The 13,153-nt window shown below is 73.7% G+C and carries 15 protein-coding genes; 7 read left to right on the forward strand and 8 right to left on the reverse strand.

The genetic code is table 11. From position 1 onward, the window contains the following. Positions 1 to 90 precede the first annotated feature (90 nt). Together ACFWWU_RS09270 and ACFWWU_RS09275 are read left to right on the forward strand one after the other, a co-directional pair. Positions 91 to 303: a hypothetical protein gene (locus ACFWWU_RS09270; RefSeq protein ID WP_384141296.1), complete on the forward strand. Its 213-nt coding sequence runs from the start codon at positions 91 to 93 to the stop codon at positions 301 to 303. A 49-nt stretch (positions 304 to 352) separates the two neighbouring features. Then, positions 353 to 652 (forward strand): hypothetical protein, encoded by a 300-nt coding sequence (locus ACFWWU_RS09275; protein WP_384141299.1) that lies wholly within the window; start codon positions 353 to 355, stop codon positions 650 to 652. A 13-nt stretch (positions 653 to 665) separates the two neighbouring features. On the opposite strand, the gene ACFWWU_RS09280 is transcribed toward ACFWWU_RS09275, so the two are convergent. Together ACFWWU_RS09280 and ACFWWU_RS09285 are read right to left on the reverse strand one after the other, a co-directional pair. Beyond that, complete coding sequence (locus ACFWWU_RS09280) at positions 666 to 2,306, reverse strand: DNA repair helicase XPB (protein WP_384141302.1); 1,641 nt, start codon at positions 2,304 to 2,306, stop codon at positions 666 to 668. A gap of 88 nt (positions 2,307 to 2,394) precedes the next feature. Further along, positions 2,395 to 4,920, reverse strand: a complete 2,526-nt coding sequence (locus ACFWWU_RS09285) for a helicase-associated domain-containing protein (protein ID WP_384141305.1) — start codon at positions 4,918 to 4,920, stop codon at positions 2,395 to 2,397. A gap of 72 nt (positions 4,921 to 4,992) precedes the next feature. Between ACFWWU_RS09285 and ACFWWU_RS09290 the strand changes: the two genes are divergently transcribed. Beyond that, positions 4,993 to 6,105, forward strand: coding sequence for a hypothetical protein (locus ACFWWU_RS09290; protein WP_384141308.1), 1,113 nt, complete (start codon positions 4,993 to 4,995; stop codon positions 6,103 to 6,105). A 4-nt stretch (positions 6,106 to 6,109) separates the two neighbouring features. Here ACFWWU_RS09290 and ACFWWU_RS09295 read toward each other — a convergent pair whose 3' ends face one another. The 3 genes from ACFWWU_RS09295 to ACFWWU_RS09305 are packed head-to-tail and all read right to left on the reverse strand — an operon-like array spanning position 6,110 to position 9,101. Then, the gene (locus ACFWWU_RS09295) at positions 6,110 to 7,051 is read right to left on the reverse strand and encodes an ABC transporter ATP-binding protein (protein WP_384141311.1); all 942 of its coding nucleotides are present in this window, start codon (positions 7,049 to 7,051) and stop codon (positions 6,110 to 6,112) included. Then, positions 7,048 to 8,100, reverse strand: coding sequence for a FecCD family ABC transporter permease (locus tag ACFWWU_RS09300; RefSeq protein ID WP_384141315.1), 1,053 nt, complete (start codon positions 8,098 to 8,100; stop codon positions 7,048 to 7,050). The genes ACFWWU_RS09295 and ACFWWU_RS09300 overlap by 4 nt, the downstream gene beginning before the upstream one ends. Beyond that, positions 8,097 to 9,101, reverse strand: a complete 1,005-nt coding sequence (locus ACFWWU_RS09305; RefSeq protein WP_384141317.1) for a FecCD family ABC transporter permease — start codon at positions 9,099 to 9,101, stop codon at positions 8,097 to 8,099. The genes ACFWWU_RS09300 and ACFWWU_RS09305 overlap by 4 nt, the downstream gene beginning before the upstream one ends. A gap of 123 nt (positions 9,102 to 9,224) precedes the next feature. Here ACFWWU_RS09305 and ACFWWU_RS09310 point away from each other — a divergent pair, with 123 nt between their 5' ends. Beyond that, complete coding sequence (locus ACFWWU_RS09310; protein ID WP_384141321.1) at positions 9,225 to 9,866, forward strand: HAD family hydrolase; 642 nt, start codon at positions 9,225 to 9,227, stop codon at positions 9,864 to 9,866. Here the strand turns inward: ACFWWU_RS09310 and ACFWWU_RS09315 are convergent. Continuing rightward, complete coding sequence (locus ACFWWU_RS09315) at positions 9,854 to 10,132, reverse strand: hypothetical protein (protein ID WP_384141324.1); 279 nt, start codon at positions 10,130 to 10,132, stop codon at positions 9,854 to 9,856. The two genes, ACFWWU_RS09310 and ACFWWU_RS09315, sit on opposite strands and share 13 nt — an antisense overlap. A 131-nt stretch (positions 10,133 to 10,263) precedes the next feature. Between ACFWWU_RS09315 and ACFWWU_RS09320 the strand changes: the two genes are divergently transcribed. The 3 genes from ACFWWU_RS09320 (at position 10,264) to ACFWWU_RS09330 (ending at position 11,517) form a co-directional block, all read left to right on the forward strand. Then, complete coding sequence (locus ACFWWU_RS09320; RefSeq protein WP_384141327.1) at positions 10,264 to 10,464, forward strand: hypothetical protein; 201 nt, start codon at positions 10,264 to 10,266, stop codon at positions 10,462 to 10,464. Further along, positions 10,461 to 10,799: a hypothetical protein gene (locus tag ACFWWU_RS09325; protein ID WP_384141330.1), complete on the forward strand. Its 339-nt coding sequence runs from the start codon at positions 10,461 to 10,463 to the stop codon at positions 10,797 to 10,799. Before ACFWWU_RS09320 ends, ACFWWU_RS09325 begins: the two co-directional genes overlap by 4 nt. 334 nt (positions 10,800 to 11,133) lie before the next feature. Further along, the gene (locus tag ACFWWU_RS09330) at positions 11,134 to 11,517 is read left to right on the forward strand and encodes a cold-shock protein (RefSeq protein WP_024759928.1); all 384 of its coding nucleotides are present in this window, start codon (positions 11,134 to 11,136) and stop codon (positions 11,515 to 11,517) included. Between the two features lie 17 nt (positions 11,518 to 11,534). Here ACFWWU_RS09330 and ACFWWU_RS09335 read toward each other — a convergent pair whose 3' ends face one another. Together ACFWWU_RS09335 and ACFWWU_RS09340 are read right to left on the reverse strand one after the other, a co-directional pair. Next, on the reverse strand, positions 11,535 to 12,389 hold the full coding sequence (locus tag ACFWWU_RS09335) for a 1,4-dihydroxy-6-naphthoate synthase (RefSeq protein ID WP_384141332.1): 855 nt from the start codon (positions 12,387 to 12,389) through the stop codon (positions 11,535 to 11,537). Further along, complete coding sequence (locus ACFWWU_RS09340) at positions 12,386 to 13,153, reverse strand: futalosine hydrolase (RefSeq protein WP_384141335.1); 768 nt, start codon at positions 13,151 to 13,153, stop codon at positions 12,386 to 12,388. The genes ACFWWU_RS09335 and ACFWWU_RS09340 overlap by 4 nt, the downstream gene beginning before the upstream one ends.

Raw genomic sequence — 13,153 nt, forward strand, 5'->3', positions numbered from 1 at the left:
TTCCGTAAGGGTCGGGGTCCGCCATGAGGGGGACCCAGGTTCCACCCCCAGGCCGATGTGTTCGGAATGTCCGGATTCCATCATGGAGACATGACCGCGACGACCTTCACCCTCGTGACCACCGTCCCCCGACCCCGACCCCGACCCCGACCCCGACCACGCACCCGCCCGCTCGGCACCGCGTTCCGCGCGATACGCGCCTTCGGCGGCGCGGCGGCCGGTGTCGTCCTCCTGGGCGACTACGGCCCGCCCGAGGCCGGCGTCAGGAACCCGCGCCCTGAGTACGCACCCGGCCCCGACTGAGTACGCGAACGCCTGGCCGCCGTCCTGCCGGACCTGATGTGATCAGGACATGGAGACGACGACCACCACGACCACGGACACCACCGGCCCGACCCCCCTGACCCTCCGCCTCACAGCGGGCTGCGGCCTGCTGCTCCTCCTGGCCTGCCTGGTGGCCACCTTCATGATCACCCTCGGCGACGCCATCGAGGGCGACGGCGTCGGCGGCATGTTCATCGCGGCCGGCTTCTGGGCGCTGGCCGCCGGAGCCATAGCGGGCGTGGGGGCCCTGATCGTGCCCCGCCGGGGACTCGTCATCGCCCAGTACTGCCTGGCGATAGCGGGCCCGTTCCTCGCGCTGATGGACTGAGCCCGCACACCCCCTACGGAGCGAGCAGCTCGTCCGCGTCGACGATCCGGTACGCGTACCCCTGCTCCGCCAGGAACCGCTGCCGGTGCGCCGCGAAGTCCTGGTCGATCGTGTCCCGCGCGACCACCGAGTAGAAGTGCGCCTGGTGCCCGTCGGCCTTCGGCCGCAGGACCCGGCCCAGCCGCTGCGCCTCCTCCTGCCGGGAGCCGAAGGTGCCCGACACCTGGATCGCGACCGTCGCCTCGGGCAGGTCGATCGAGAAGTTCGCGACCTTCGACACCACGAGCACGCTGATCTCGCCCGTACGGAACGCGTCGAAGAGCTTCTCCCGCTGCGCGTTCGACGTCTCGCCCTTGATGACCGGTGCGTTCAGATGCTCACCGAGCTCGTCGAGCTGGTCGATGTACTGCCCGATGACGAGGATCTGCTGCCCCTCGAACTTCTTCACCAGGGCCTCGGTCACCTTCCGCTTCGTCGCCGTCGTCGCACAGAAGCGGTACTTCTCCTCCGGCTCGGCCGTCGCGTAGGCGAGCCGCTCGGAGTCGGTCAGATTGACCCGGACCTCGACGCAGTCGGCGGGCGCGATGTAGCCCTGCGCCTCGATCTCCTTCCACGGCGCGTCGAACCGCTTGGGTCCGATGAGCGAGAACACGTCCGACTCGCGCCCGTCCTCCCGGACCAGCGTCGCGGTCAGCCCGAGCCGCCGCCGCGCCTGGAGATCGGCGGTGAACTTGAAGACGGGCGCGGGCAGCAGGTGCACCTCGTCGTAGACGACGAGGCCCCAGTCCCGGGAGTCGAAGAGCTCCAGGTGCGGGTAGATGCCCTTCCGCTTGGTCGTGAGGACCTGGTAGGTGGCGATGGTGACGGGCCGGATCTCCTTCTTCGTCCCGCTGTACTCGCCGATCTCGTCCTCGGTGAGCGAGGTCCGCTTCACGAGCTCGCTCTTCCACTGCCGAGCGGAGACGGTGTTGGTCACCAGGATCAGCGTCGTCGCCTTGGCCTCCGCCATCGCCCCGGCCCCGACCAGCGTCTTCCCCGCACCACACGGCAGCACGACGACCCCGGAACCGCCGTGCCAGAAGCCGTCGACGGCCTGCCGCTGGTACGGCCGCAGGCTCCAGCCGTCCTCGGCGAGCTCGATCGGGTGGGCCTCCCCGTCGACGTACCCGGCGAGGTCCTCGGCAGGCCAGCCCAGCTTCAGCAGCGTCTGCTTGATCTGCCCGCGCTCGGAGGGATGCACGGCGACGGTGTCGTCGTCGATCCGCGCCCCGACCAGCGGCTGCACCTTCCTCGACCGGAGGATCTCCTCCAGGACGGGCCGGTCGGTACTGGTCAGCACGAGCCCGTGGGTGGGGTGCTTGGAGAGCGTGAGCCGCCCGTACCGGTCCATGGTCTCGGCGATGTCGACGAGCAGCGCGTGCGGCACGGGATAGCGGGAGTACTCGACGAGCGCGTCGACCACCTGCTCGGCGTCGTGCCCGGCGGCCCGCGCGTTCCACAGCCCGAGCGGCGTCAGCCGGTACGTGTGGATGTGCTCGGGCGCCCGCTCCAGCTCCGCGAACGGCGCGATGGCCCGCCGGCACGTCTCGGCGAGCTCGTGGTCGACCTCCAGGAGCAGCGTCTTGTCGCTTTGGACGATGAGAGGCCCATTCACGCGCGATCAGTCCTTCCCGGGCCGCTCCCGATGACGGCGGCCAATCCTCCAGTCTGCCTGATACGCGGCGGTCGGCGCGATGCCGACGTCACACCTGGTCGTCCGCCAGTTCCGCGACGCCCGTGATCCGGTGCAGGGGGTACGTGCGGACCTCGTCGGCCGTGTGGTCGTAACCCGTCACGTAGCCGCCCTCCACGCGGACCGGGGCGATGACCCGCTGGCTCGCCGCGCCCTCCGCGTTGACGTAGCCGATCCAGACCGCCGAGCCGGTCATCGCGGCCGCCTGGACCGTGGCCAGGGTCTCGGCCGCCGACGTGCGGGGGAGGGCGCCGGCGGTCGTCGGGGTCGAGGGTTCCTTGCGGACCGCCGTCGCCGCCCGGTCGCCGGCCCGGATCGCCCTGACCGCTGCCGCGAGGAGGGTGCCGTCCGGGGACGGCGGGCCGTCGGGGACGGGGACCGGGGCCGTACGGGCAGGGGTGCGGTACGCGTCGGCGCGGGCGATCAGGACGTCGCCCTCCGCCGACTCCGCCGCCGGGGCGTACCCCATCGACCGCAACCCGTCGAGCAGCGACACCGGGTCCGTCTGCGCCGCCAGCACCGTCGGGGCGATGCGGCGCAGCCCCAGCGGCGCGGACCGCCGGTCGGCCAGGATCTCGCCGAGGACCGTGTCGTCGTCGCAGCGCACGTACGCCGACGCCGCACCGACCTTGAGGTGGCCGTGGCGTCTCGCGACGTCGTCCACGAGATAGGCGAGCGGCTGGGGGACGGGCGTCGTCGAGTGCTTCGCGAGGAACTCGTGGAGGTCGGTCGCCGTCTGGCCCGAGTCGAGGGCGCGCCGCACGGAGCCCGGCGTGAACCGGTAGACCGTCGCGCCACCCTTCGATTCCACGTCCGCGAGGACACCCAGCGCGTCGGCGAGCGGCCGCCGCAGCGGGCCCGGCGCCACGGCCGTCAGGTCGGCCTGGAGGAGGACGTGGTCGACGGCCTCGGGGAGCAGCGGGGCAAGCAGCGTCGCCGCCCGCGCCGCGGCCACCGCCGGCTCCACCCCGCCGCCCGGCTCCGCGGGGGACGCGGCCTCGGCGAGAGGCAGGTTGAGGAGCGCGCGGGCGGGACCGGACAGGGCGCCGCGCCCGGTGAGCCCGAGCAGCTCGGCCTCCTCCAGGGTCCAGCGCGCGATCCGGGACCGCACGGTGGCGGCGCCCGCGGAGGCCGAGCCCTCGGCGCCCCGCAGGGGCCGCTCCCAGCGCAGCCGGGCGAGGACCGACTCCGGGTCGGCCGCCGCGCCCGGCGGGAGCGTCGCGAGCAGGAACAGGACCCGGTGGCGGACCTCGGGGGCGGACGAGCGGTCCAGGTCGGGGCCGAGCGCCGAGAGGGTGCGGCCCTTCGCGTCCTGGCCGCCGACCAGACCGGACGTACGGGTCGCGGTCAGCCACGGCGTGACGAGCCGCGCCCACCGCTCGGCGGGCGGCAGGTCCAGCCAGTCGTCGTAGGCGGGCGTCGGCGCGTACCGCTCGTCGGCCGCGCCGTCCGAGGCGAGCAGCCCCGCCGCGTAACCGAGCTCCAGCCAGAAGCAGGCGATCTGCTCGGAGACGTCCAGGGTCGCGGCGATCCGCTTGAGGTCCCGTACGGCGAGTCCGCCCGCGCGCAGGACCGGCGGGCCGCCCCGGTCCCAGGACTTCAGCAGCTCCTCGATCGTCGCGATCGCCGCGTACGCCTGCCCGGCGGCGGCGCTGTCCACAACCTGTGGACGGTAGTCGCGCCCCACCACCGGCTCCGGCGGCAGCGGCTCCGGCGCCCGGTGCGCCCGCCCGCCCCGCAGATGCAGCGCCACCTCCCGCGGCAGCACCATCGTCCGCGGCGACACCGGCAGCAGCAGCCCCCGGTCGCGCAGCCAGCGCACGGGAGGCGCCGGGTTCGCCGTGACCTCCCCGTACGGCGGACCCCACACCAGCCGGTCCAGGACGGCGAGCGCCTCCGGCGGCGCCGTGTCGAGCAGCTCGCCCATCCGCGTCCGGTCGGTGAACAGCTCCGTCAGCACGGCCACCGCCGACACCGGGTCGTGCGTCGACGTCAGACCGGCCGCCGCGATGATCTCCTGCACCCGGCCGGGCGACATCCCGGACGTGGCCTCGGCGACCGTCGGCCCGAGCCCCGTCGGCGACGGATGCTGCGCCGACGGCGCGAGCAGCTCCCGCGCGGTCCGTACGAGCCGCAGCCGATCGTCCTCGCCCCACACGAGCGCCTGCTCGCGCAGCAGCGCGACCGCGGCGGGCAGCGCCGCCTCGATCTCCGGGTCGCCCTCGTCGCCGGCGACCAGCGCGAGGAGCACGGGGTACGGCGTCGGGTCCGGGGCCACGGCGAGCGCCTCGGCCGTCTGGAGGGAGAACCGGTCGAGCCGCTCGATCGCCCGGATCACGGAACCGCGCGTACCGGCACGGGTCGCCAGCTGGGTCAGGTCGTTCGGCACGGGGCCCAGGAGGTCGGGCCGGGCGCGCAGCAGCGCGGCCAGGCCGTCGTCGCCCCGCGCGCGCAGCGCTTCCGCGAGCGTGCGCGGCGCCGCGGCACCAGATGCTTCGGCCACGTGCGCCTCCCGGTCGAGCTCACCGATCCCCATCCGCACCACGTTAGCCCCTGCCCGCGCGCTAACGTCGGGGCGTACCGGGCGAACCGGCTGTGGAGGGGCACTGTGGGGATCGAGAGCGACCAGTTGGTCTACGACTATCTGAGCAGGGTCGGCGATCTGGCACAGCAGCGGCAGCTGCCGCCGAGCGACCGGGCACGGCTGGTGTCGACGCTGCGGAACGAGATCGACCGGCGGCGCGCCACGCACGGCGAGGAGAGCGCGGCGGCGGTACGGGGGATCCTCGGCGCGCTGGGTACGCCCGACGAGGTCGTGGAACGGGCGGAGGACGGGCCGGGGCCGGGCGGGCCGGGGCAGGGCGGGCCGGGCGGGGCCGCCGGTACGGCCAGGCCGGGCGGGGCGGCGGTACCGTCCCCGCGATCCGCGAAGGCGAAGCCCGCGAAGTCCGCGAAGCCGATCGCCGGACCCTCCGCGAAGCCGATCGCCAAATCCTCCGCGAAGCCCACCGCCAAGCCGTCCCCGTCGCCCGCCTCGGTCCCCCCGCCCCGCGACGGCGTCCGCGATGGCGTCCGAGACGGCGTCCGAGACGGCGTCCGCGACGGCGATCTGGACCCGGACTGGTGGCGTACCGACGCCACCCACGCCACCGACATCGACGTCACCGAAGGGCTCCCGGGCTTCGTCGGCGGCATCGAACGGCCGGACCTCTTCGAGCCCCCGGCCCCCGAGACCGACGACGAGGAGTTCGAGGACGAGGAGGACGCCCCTGGCCGGTGGCGCCGTCTCGCCCGCGTCGTCCTGCGGCGGAAGACCGCCCCCGCACCGGAGCCGGAGGAGGCCGTCGAAGAGCCGGAGGCCGCCCCGGCCCCCGCCCGCCCCCGCCTCGCGAACCCCTTCGTCCTGCTCGCCGCGCTGCTCCTGATCGGCGGCGCCGTCTTCGGCTCGCTCGTCGCGCTCGCCGCCGGCTGGCTCCTCGCGTACGCCTCCCGCCGCCTGACCCCCGGCGAGGTCAAGGGCGCCGTCCTCGTCATCCCCGGCCTCGCCGCGGCGACCGGCATCGTCTGGCTGTGGGGCCGCGTCGAGGGCCGCTGGGGCGAGGCCGTGGCCCCCGGCGGCCCCGCGATGAGCGCGGCGATCGCCGAGACCTGGCCCTGGGTCCTGCGGGGCGCGGCGATCGCCTCGGCGCTGTTCCTGCTCTGGCGCTCCCGCAGGCACTGAGCTCTCAGACGGCGTCGTCGTCGTCCGTACGCCACGGCGCGCCCGGCACCACCAGCGGCGAGCCCGTCACCGGGTCCGGCACGACGACCGACTCCAGGCCGAAGACGTCCCGTACGAGCTCCGCGGTGACGACCTCCTCCGGCGGGCCCTCCGCGACCACCCGGCCGGCCTTCATGGCGACGAGGTGGTCGGCGTACCGGGCGGCCTGGTTGAGGTCGTGCAGGACGAGGACGACGGTCCGGCCGCGCAGCCGGTTGAGGCGGCGCACCAGGTCGAGGACCTCCACCTGGTGGGAGATGTCCAGGTAGGTGGTGGGCTCGTCGAGGAGGAGCAGGTCGGTCTCCTGGGCGAGGGCCATCGCGATCCACACCCGCTGCCGCTGGCCGCCCGAGAGCGCGTCGACGGACCGGTCGGCGAGCGCCGCGACGTCCGTGCGCTCCATGGCGTCGGTGACGGCCCGCTCGTCCTCCTCCGACCACTGCTTCCACCAGGCCTGGTGCGGCTGGCGGCCCCGGGAGACGAGGTCGGCGACGGTGATCGCCTCGGGTGCGACGGGCGTCTGCGGCAGCAGTCCGATGGAGCGGGCGATCCGCTTCGTGGGAAGCTTGGCCAGCTCTTCGCCGTCGAGGAGGACGGCGCCGCCGGCCGGCTTGAGGAGCCGCCCGAGCGCCCGGAGGGTGGTCGACTTGCCGCAGGCGTTGGGGCCGACGATCACCGTGACCTTGCCGTCGGGGATCGCGAGGTCCAGCTCGTGCACGACGGTGCGGTCCTCGTAGGCGAGCGTCAGACGGCGCGCGGCCAGCCGACCCGTACGAGCACCGGCACCACTGCCCGTGCCCGCACGCGTGCCCGTACCCACACCCACACCCACTCCCGCACCCGCACCCGCACCCGTGCCCGCACCCGTGCCCGCACCCGTGCCCACACCCGTACCCATGCTCGTCATGCCTTGCCTTCCGTTCGGCTCCGGACGATGAGCCAGATCAGGTACGGGGCGCCGACCGCCGCCGTGAGGACGCCCACGGGCAGTTCGACGGGGGAGAGGAGCCGCCGGGCCAGCAGGTCGGCGACGACCACGATCACCGCGCCCGCGAGCGCGGAGCAGAGCAGCGGGATCTGCGCGGTCCGCGTCATGCGGCGGGCGATCTGCGGGGCCAGCAGCGCCACGAAGTCGACCGGTCCCGCGACGCCCGTCGCCACGGAGGCGAGGACGACCCCGACGGCGACGAGCCCGAGGCGGACCCGGCCGAGCCGTACACCGAGGGCGGTCGCCGTGTCGTCGTCGAGGGAGACCGTCCGCTGCGCGCGGGCGGCCCACAGCACGGCGGGCAGCATCAGGAGCAGCGTCCACCGGATCGGCCCGGACTCGTCCCAGCCGCGGCCGTTGAGGGAGCCGGTCATCCAGACCTGGGCCTGCTGGGCGACGAGGTAGTCGCCCTTCGTCATGAAGAGGGTGATGAGGGACCGCAGCGCGATCGCGATGCCGATGCCGATGAGGACGAAGCGGGTCGCGTGCAGCCCGCCGCGCCAGGCGAACACGTACACGAGCGCGGCGGCGAGGATGCCGCCCGCGATCGAGACGTACGGCAGCACGGTGTACGAGGTGAGGCCGAAGGTCATCGCGGCGACCGTGACGGCCCCCGCGCCCTGGCTGATGCCGATGATGTCGGGGCTGGCGAGCGGATTGCGGGCCACCGTCTGGATGAGCGCGCCGCCGATCCCGAAGGCCGCGCCGACGGCGAGGGCGACGACGAGCCGCGGCTCGCGCAGCTCCTCCACGACGAACGCGGACGGCGACGGCTGCCCGAGGAGGATCCGTACGACCTCCGAGGGGCCGACGAACCGCTCGCCGACGCAGAGGTACGCGACGGAGGCGGCGGCCAGGAGCAGGAGAAGGCAGCCAGTGACGAGGGCCGAACGCCGGTGGACCAGGAACGACCCCCGCCCGGCGCGCACGAGCCCGTACCCGGCGGGCCGCACCACGGTGCTGCTCATGCCGGCACCGCCTTCCGCCGCACGAGCGTGATCAGGAACGGCACCCCGATCAACGCGGTCATCACCCCGGCGGGGATCTCGCCCGGCGGGAAGACGACCCGCCCGGCGACGTCCGCGACGAGCAGCATCACCGGCCCGATGAGCGCGGCCATCGGCAGGACCCAGCGGTGGTCGGAGCCGACGACCGCCCGCGCGATGTGCGGTACGGCGAGGCCGACGAAGGCGACGGGCCCGGCGGCGGCCACGGCGGCGCCGGTCAGGACGGTCGCGCCGAGCCCGCCGACGATCCGTACGGTCGCGACCCGCTGCCCGAGCCCCTTGGCGACGTCGTCGCCGAGCGCGAGCGCGTCGAGACCGCGGGCCACGGACAGCACGAGGACCGTGCCGAGCAGCAGGAAGGGCCAGATCTGGCCGACGATCTCGGCGTCGCGGCCGTCGAGGGAGCCGATCTGCCAGAACCGGAACTCGTCGAGCGCCGAGGCCTTGGTCGTGAGGACGCCGGTGGTGACGGAGAGCAGCAGGGCGTTGATCGCGGCCCCGCCGAGCGCCAGCTTCACGGGGGTGGCCCCGCCGCGGCCGCCGGAGGCGATGGCGTAGACGGCGACCGAGGCGAGCGCGGCGCCGACGAAGGCGAACCACACGTACCCGCCGAGGCTGTGCACCCCGAAGAAGGCGATGGCGAGGACCACGGCCACCGATGACCCCTGGCTGATGCCGAGGATGCCGGGGTCGGCGATCGGGTTGCGGGTGATGCCCTGGAGCGCGGTGCCCGCGAGGGCGAGCGCGGTGCCGACCATCAGCCCGATGAGGGTACGGGGGACGCGGAGCTGCCGTACGACCTCGGCGTCGTCACTCGTCCCGCCGTGCAGCAGGGCGTCGAAGACGGTCGAGGGGGCGATGGCGCGCGCGCCCACGGCGAGGCTCAGGAGGACGGCGAGCAGCAGGGCGACGACAGCCGCCGAGGTCGCGAGGACCCGTCTGGAGGGGAAAGCGGCTGGCATGGGGACCCATCGGCGGAAGTGCGAGGTGGCGAGGTGGCGAGGCGAGGTTCGGTAAGGCTCGCCTCAGTGTAAACAGCACCGATTATTCGAACGCCGGTGCCCGAGGTCCCGCAGAATTGGCCCATGACGCCCGCCGAAACACCCGCGCCCGCCCCTGCTCCCCCCTTCACCGTCGGCTTCGACCTCGACCTGACGCTGGTCGACAGCCGCCCCGGCATCAAGGCCGCCTTCGAGGCCTTCGCCGCCGAGACCGGCGCGACGATCGACGCCGACCTGGTCGTCACCCGCCTCGGCCCGCCCCTCGAACACGAGATGGCGTACTGGTTCCCCGAGGAGCGGGTCGCGGAGATGGTGGTGCGCTACCGCGCGCTCTACCCGGCGTACGCGATCGAGCCCTCGCCCCCGATGCCGGGCGCCCGGGACGCGATCCAGGCCGTGCGCGACGCGGGCGGCCGCACGATCGTCGTCACCGCCAAGAACGGCCCGCACGCCGAGCTGCACCTCGCGCACCTCGGGATCGAGCCGGACGCCGTCGTCGGCGGCCTCTGGGCCGAGGGCAAGGCCGAGGCCCTGCGCGCCCACGACGCCCAGGTGTACGTCGGCGACCACGTCGGCGACGTCCGGGGCGCCGCCACGGCGGGCGCCCTCGCGGTGGCCGTCGCGACCGGCCCCTGCGCCCCCGAGGAGCTGCGCGCGGCCGGCGCGGACGTGGTCCTCACGGACCTGACGGACTTCCGCCCCTGGCTGGAGGCCTACCGCGCCTGAGCGGGCGCGGTCACACCCTCCCGGGCCTGCCGCCGCTGGGCCGCGATCGACCGCAGCACCCCGGCGGCGGCGACGGCGAATCCGACGCCCATGAGCATGGAGACGGTGTACGCGACGGTGGGGAACGGGTCGGTCCCCAGGAACAACGGAGCCACCGTGACCAGCGTCGCCACCGCACCGACGGCGAAGAGGACGACACCGACCTTGACGAGACCGTCACCCGGAGCACTGTCGTTCACCGGTACGGCGGGGATTTCAGTACGCATCCGGCCAGGGTAGTTCCCGGGCGGGACGGACAATCCGGCGCCGTCCTGCCGCCGACCCTCGAGGATGAGAACAAACGTGCCTACCTGTACGTCCTGGCGGTTCGCCTAGGCACGTATGCACCGTGATGTTCATGAAATCCGATCTGCGCTACCTGGCGTACTTGCGGCTGTCGTCCGACTCCGACGAGTCGACCGCCATCGCGCGGCAGCGGCGGGGAATCGAGCACTACGTCAACGCACCCCACGTGGCGGGCATCCTCGTCGGCGAGGCCGAGGACACGGATGTGTCCGGCGGACTGTCTCCGTTCAGGCGGCCTCGGAGTACAAGGTGACCATGTGGGTCTGGCGCGACTGCTGGCCGGACATGGCCCGCGGCAACCGCTCCGGGGCCGTGCTCGACCTCGGTGAGATCGGAAGGATCGCGGCGGAGCAGAAGCTCGTGATGCCGGAACCGGCGGACTGGATCTGGTGCGGATGGAACGTCCCCCGGCACTGGGCGTCCCCGCGTCTCCTCGAAGACCCTGACGTGCGCGAGGCCCTGACCGAGACCTACGGGTCGACAGAGCTGCCCATGACGCTGCGAGGCCGCCTGGACGCCTATGAGCGGGAGCGCACGGGAGCGCACGGCGGAGCGCAAACGGTGCGAGAGACGGGGACGGCTCCGTAGGTGATCACAGTGGCCGGGGGCTGCTGCCCGCCGGCCGGTGCAGCCCGACCTGACAAACCCCCCTCCCGTATTCACTACGGGAGGGGGGTTTGTCGTACGTCCAGGGGTAATCCGCTCTCGAGGAGCCCCGTACGTGTGCTGTGATGTCCGTGCCTTCTCGCCCCGGCGAGCTGCGATCGATCCCGGCCAGGACTAGCGGCCGGGAGGGGTGGAGCTGCTTGACGGGGGGTACAGAGCTGGGGAGGCTTCGAACGACGGCAGGCACGAGCAAACGCTAGACGGCCTGATCCGCGACGACAGTGGTTCGGCTGACTGGTGGAATGGGGTGCGTGCTTTGCCTACCGGCAAGGTCAAATGGTTCAACAGCGAGAAGGGCTTCGGCTTTCTCTCCCGCGACGACGGCGGCGACGTCTTCGTGCACTCGTCGGTGCTCCCTGCCGGAGTCGACGCGCTGAAGCCCGGCCAGCGGGTCGAGTTCGGGGTCGTCGCAGGTCAGCGCGGCGACCAGGCGCTCTCCGTGGCGATCCTCGACCCGACGCCGTCCGTCGCCGCCGCGCAGCGCCGTAAGCCCGACGAACTGGCGTCCATCGTCCAGGACCTGACGACGCTCCTGGAGAACATCACGCCGGCGCTGGAGCGCGGCCGCTACCCGGAGAAGGCCCAGGGCAAGAAGATCGCCGGCCTGCTGCGGGCGGTCGCCGACCAGCTCGACGTGTAGGACCCGGGGACCCGGAACTACGGGAACGCCAGCGCGTCGGGGCCGAGGGGCGGTACGAGTCCCTCGGCCGCGGCGCGGGTGAGCAGCCCGCGGACCGCCGCGTAGCCGTGTTCGCCCAGGTCGGCCGTGAACTCGTTGACGTAGAGGCCGATGTGCTGGTCGGCCACCTTCGGGTCCATCTCCTGCGCGTGCTCCAGGACGTACGGCCGGGAGACCGCCGGGTCGTCCCAGGCCATCCGCACGGACGTACGGGCCGACTCGGCGAGCAGCCGCAGCGTCTCCTCGCCCAGGGAGCGGCGGGCGACGATCGCGCCGAGCGGGATCGGGAGCCCGGTCGTGGCCTCCCAGTGCTCGCCCATGTCGGCGAGGCAGTGCAGGCCGTAGTTCTGGTACGTGAAGCGGGCCTCGTGGATGACGAGCCCCGCGTCGACCTTGCCGTCGCGGACGGCGGGCATGATCTCGTGGAACGGCATGACGACGACGTTCCCGACGCCTCCCGGCACGGTCTCGGCCGCCCACAGCCGGAAGAGGAGGTACGCGGTCGAGCGCTCGCTCGGCACCGCGACCGTCTTCCCCGCGAGGTCCGCCGCCGTGCCCGAGTGGGGGAGGGTCAGGACGAGCGGGCCGCAGCCCCGGCCGAGGGCGCCGCCGCAGGGCAGCAGCGCGTACTCGTCGAGGATCCAGGGCAGCACGGCGTACGAGACCTTCAGGACGTCGTGGTCGTCGGTGCCGCCCTCCGCCCAGCCGTTGGTGACGTCGATGTCGGCGAAGGTCACGTCGAGCCGGGGGGCGTCCGGGACGCGGCCGTGGGCCCAGGCGTCGAAGACGAAGGTGTCGTTCGGGCAGGGCGAGTAGGCGATCTTCAGCTTCACTTCGCCTCCAGCGAGAACAGGGAGAAAGCGGGGCCCAGCAGGGAGAACGCCTGCCGGAGGGAGTCCAGGGCCTCGCCGATCCGCCAGGCGGCGCGGTCGCGCGGGCCGACGGCGTTCGACACGGCCCGGATCTCGACGACGGGCACGCCGTACGCGGCGGCGGCCTCGGCGACGCCGAAGCCCTCCATCGCCTCGGCGGCGGCCGTCGGGTGGCGCCCGGCCAGCTCGGCGGTGCGTCCGACGGTGCCGGTGACGGTGGAGACGGTGAGGACGGGCGCGACGGTGTGCGGCCGGCCGCCGGCGTGCAGCGCGGCGGCGAGGGGGCCGGTGAGGGAATGCGGTACGGGGTGCGCGGACCGTCCGAAGCCGAGCTCCTCGACGGCGAGGTACCCGTCGGGGGTCTCCGCGCCGAGGTCGGCGGCGATGATCGCCTCGGAGACGACGACGGTGCCGATCGGGGCGTGGGGCGCGAATCCGCCGGCGATCCCGGCGGAGACGACGAGGTCGTACGAGGCGGCGGCGTCCGCCAGCGAGGCGTCCGCCAGCGAGGCGCACGCCAGTGCCGTACCCGTCGCGGCGGCCACGGCCGCCGGTCCGACCCCGCCGACGAGGAGATCCACTCCGTCGGCGTGGCGGCGCAGGGTGAGGCCCCCCGGGAGCGCCAGGGGCTCCCAGGCGGTCTCCGGGACGTCGTGACCGAGGCCGGCGGCGACGGAGTCGGCCTCCGCCGCCACGGCCGTCACGATCAGGATCCGGTGGACCAC

It is taken from the genome of Streptomyces sp. NPDC058650 (assembly GCF_042717315.1).
Classification (GTDB): Bacteria; Actinomycetota; Actinomycetes; order Streptomycetales; family Streptomycetaceae; genus Streptomyces.

Excerpts from the sequence above, each read along its gene's own strand:
- ACFWWU_RS09275 (WP_384141299.1), top strand. The coding sequence starts at position 353 with ATGGAGACGACGACCACCACGACCACGGACACCACCGGCCCGACCCCC.
- ACFWWU_RS09315 (WP_384141324.1), bottom strand. The coding sequence starts at position 10,132 with ATGCGTACTGAAATCCCCGCCGTACCGGTGAACGACAGTGCTCCGGGT.
- ACFWWU_RS09320 (WP_384141327.1), top strand. The coding sequence starts at position 10,264 with ATGAAATCCGATCTGCGCTACCTGGCGTACTTGCGGCTGTCGTCCGAC.
- ACFWWU_RS09305 (WP_384141317.1), bottom strand. The coding sequence starts at position 9,101 with ATGCCAGCCGCTTTCCCCTCCAGACGGGTCCTCGCGACCTCGGCGGCT.
- ACFWWU_RS09295 (WP_384141311.1), bottom strand. The coding sequence starts at position 7,051 with ATGACGAGCATGGGTACGGGTGTGGGCACGGGTGCGGGCACGGGTGCG.
- ACFWWU_RS09285 (WP_384141305.1), bottom strand. The coding sequence starts at position 4,920 with ATGGGGATCGGTGAGCTCGACCGGGAGGCGCACGTGGCCGAAGCATCT.
- ACFWWU_RS09270 (WP_384141296.1), top strand. The coding sequence starts at position 91 with ATGACCGCGACGACCTTCACCCTCGTGACCACCGTCCCCCGACCCCGA.
- ACFWWU_RS09310 (WP_384141321.1), top strand. The coding sequence starts at position 9,225 with ATGACGCCCGCCGAAACACCCGCGCCCGCCCCTGCTCCCCCCTTCACC.
- ACFWWU_RS09300 (WP_384141315.1), bottom strand. The coding sequence starts at position 8,100 with ATGAGCAGCACCGTGGTGCGGCCCGCCGGGTACGGGCTCGTGCGCGCC.